The organism is Roseitalea sp. (assembly GCF_984466335.1).
Genome location: NZ_CFIFWG010000236.1, coordinates 1 through 2,818 on the forward strand (window position 1 = coordinate 1; position 2,818 = coordinate 2,818).

4 protein-coding genes are annotated in these 2,818 nt (G+C 69.4%); all 4 read right to left on the minus strand.

Features of this window, described 5'->3' with window-relative positions:
* Window positions 1-61: 61 nt before the first annotated feature.
* Complete coding sequence (gene rpmG / locus AC5E6L_RS14935) at window positions 62-229, minus strand: 50S ribosomal protein L33 (protein WP_491229579.1); 168 nt, start codon at window positions 227-229, stop codon at window positions 62-64.
* Between the two features lie 107 nt (window positions 230-336).
* Window positions 337-1,005, minus strand: a complete 669-nt coding sequence (locus AC5E6L_RS14940) for an NUDIX hydrolase (protein ID WP_491774358.1) — start codon at window positions 1,003-1,005, stop codon at window positions 337-339.
* 21 nt (window positions 1,006-1,026) lie between these two features.
* Window positions 1,027-1,482: a DUF983 domain-containing protein gene (locus tag AC5E6L_RS14945; protein WP_491229577.1), complete on the minus strand. Its 456-nt coding sequence runs from the start codon at window positions 1,480-1,482 to the stop codon at window positions 1,027-1,029.
* The coding region (locus AC5E6L_RS14950; protein ID WP_491774360.1) for a ribonuclease R family protein at window positions 1,479-2,818 on the minus strand (1,340 nt) is incomplete at its 5' end. The genes AC5E6L_RS14950 and AC5E6L_RS14945, both read right to left, overlap by 4 nt.

Consider the following 2,818-nt stretch of genomic DNA (forward strand, 5'->3'; position numbering starts at 1 on the left):
GCCGCCGGGCGCGGGCGCCGCGGCGGCTTTTCATCGTCAAGCCCGCAATCGTGCTGAAGCCTTACTTGATCTTGGCTTCCTTGAAATCGACGTGCTTCTTGGCGATCGGATCGTATTTCCGCTTGACCATCTTTTCGGTCATGGTGCGGCTGTTCTTCTTCGTGACATAGAAAAAGCCCGTATCCGCCGTCGATTGCAGCTTGATCTTGATGGTCGTGGCCTTGGCCATGGTCGGCGCCTTTCGAACGGTCCCGGTGCGGTCTCATGAGAAAACGCCGGCGCGCGCGAGCGGCGACCGGGCGTCCGCTCGGCAGATGGCGCATCGGCCGGCGAAAGTCAAGCCGCGCCGGACGGACCCCGTGCAAAGGCGGCCTCGGCGGGATATTCGACGATGCGCCGCCCGTTTCGCATCCGGAAACAGGGCACGGCCGGGTCGTCCGAGAGTGCCGGATCGGCGCGCAGGCGGGCGGCCGCGTGCCGCATGACCGTCGCCGTGATCTCGTGCAGCCGGTCGTCCGGCCCGGCCTGCGGCGGATACCAGCCAACGTCCGCCAGTTCGCCGTCTGTGCCGCCGAACGCAAGGCGCGCCCGGTCGACCGAGGCCAGAAAGAAGCGCGTGTCGTAGCGGCGCACCTGGCCGGGCGGCGTGATCGCCCGTGCGATGTAGCGGACTGGCGTGCGCAGGGCCTTGGCGTTAAGGATCAGGCCGGTCTCCTCGCGCGCCTCGCGCAGCGCGCAAGCGCCGAAGGCGGCCGCGCGTCGCGATCCGCCGCGCGGGGCCAACTCGCCCGCCAGTCGCCTCAGATCGGGTTCGCTCAGCGCATGGGCTTGGCTTGCGCGCGTGTCGGCCCGTTCGAGCCGGCCGCCGGGGAAGACGCGCATATGCGCCATGAAGACATGGCCGCCGGAGCGCTCGCCCATCAGAAAGCGCGGCTCGGCCCCCGACATGTCGGCAAGGACCAGCGAGGCCGCGTCGGCCGGCCTGAGAGCAGGGCGCCCGGTCACGGCGATTGCGTTGCCGGGCGGTCAGCCATGGTGCCGCGGATCGATGTCGGGATCGGCGATGGCGTCGTCCTCTCCGCCGAACCCGTGCATCCGGTTGGCCCATTGCAGGCCGATCACGATGCCCTTGATCGGCGGGATCAGCGCCAGCGCCAGAACGATCGTGACGGGAATCCACAGCGCCAGATGCACCCATGCGGGCCAGTCGGTGACGCGTTCGACCATCACGAAGCCGGCGACGACGATATGGCCGACGATGAAGACGTTCAGATAGGCCGGCAGGTCGTCGGCCCGATGGTGGAAGATCGCCTCGGCGCAATGGCCGCATCGCTCGACCGATTTTGCGTAGGAGGCAAACAGCGCGCCCGTGCCGCAACGCGGGCAGCGGCTTCTGGCGCCGCGCCACATGGCAGCCAGCAGCGGCCGGCGCGGCCCGCCGCCCGCGCCGCCGAAGCTGTGCGTTTCGATCGCTTCGCTCATCGCTTGTTCCTTCTCCGGCTCGCCCGTTCGCGCCCGCGCCCGCGCCCGCCGGGCCTTGCGCGGCGGGCCTTGTGGCGCGATGTCATCGCTCCGCCCAGATCGCGCGGTTCGCTTTCCATGTCAAAGCGGATCGCGCCGGCCATGGCCTGAACCTCGGCGAGCTTGACCGCGACGGCATCGCCCAGCCGGTATCCGGTTCCGGTGCGCTCGCCGACCATGGCGTGCAGCCCCTCGTCATGGGCGAAATACTCATCGCCCAATGTCGATGCGGGAACGAACCCGTCCGCCCCAAGGGCGTCGAGCGTCACGAACAGGCCGGCGCCCGACATGCCCGAGACGCGCGCCTCGAAGGTCTCGCCAAGCCGGTCGGACAGGTGTTCGGCGATCAGCCGGTCCACCGTGTCGCGCTCGGCGTTCACCGCGCGCCGCTCGGCGGCCGAGATCAGCCCGGCGACCTCGCGCAGCGCGTCGGCCTCCATGTCCGGCAGCCCGTCGCCGCCGTCCCCAAGGCCGCACGCGCCGATCAACGCGCGATGCACGATCAGGTCCGCATAGCGCCGGATCGGCGAGGTGAAATGGGCGTAGCGGCGCAGATTGAGGCCGAAATGGCCGATATTGTCGGGCGAATATTCGGCCTGGCTCTGCGCGCGCAGCACGACGCCGTGCACCAGCGGCGCATGGTCCGTGTCCGCAACGCGCGCCAGGATGGCGTTGAAGGCGGACGGACGCAGCTGCGCCCCGCGCGCCAGCGGGATGTCGAGCGTCTTGAGGAACGCGCGCAGCGCCTCCTGCTTGGCGAGCGCGGGCGCATCGTGCGTGCGGAACACGAGCGCCTGCTTTCTGGATTCGAGCGTTTCGGCGGCGGCGACATTGGCCTGGATCATGCACTCCTCGATCAGCCTGTGCGCATCCAGGCGCGGCACCGCCACCACCTTGTCCACCGTGCCGTCTTCGGCGAGCACGATTTTGCGCTCGGCAATGTCCAGCTCCAGCGGCTCGCGGTTCCGCCGGCCCTTGAGCAGGCAGGCATAGGCCGCCCAGAGCGGCTTGAGGATCGTCTCCAGGATCGGCGCGGTGGTCGCGTCCGGCGCGCCGTCGATGGCCCGCTGCGCCTGCTCGTAGGAGAGCCGGGCATGCGAGCGCATCACGATGCGGCCGAACGAATGGCCGATCTTGCGTCCGCGCGCGTCGAACACCATGCGCACGGCCATGGCCGGCCGGTCTTCGTTCTCGCGCAGCGAGCACAGATCGTTGGAGATGCGCTCGGGCAGCATTGGCACCACCCGGTCGGGGAAATAGACCGAGTTGCCCCGCTTTTGCGCCTCGCGGTCCATCG

What these genes read in the sequence shown, in the direction of transcription:
- rpmG (WP_491229579.1), bottom strand. Translation starts at nt 229, where the DNA reads ATGGCCAAGGCCACGACCATCAAGATCAAGCTGCAATCGACGGCGGAT.
- AC5E6L_RS14945 (WP_491229577.1), bottom strand. Translation starts at nt 1,482, where the DNA reads ATGAGCGAAGCGATCGAAACGCACAGCTTCGGCGGCGCGGGCGGCGGG.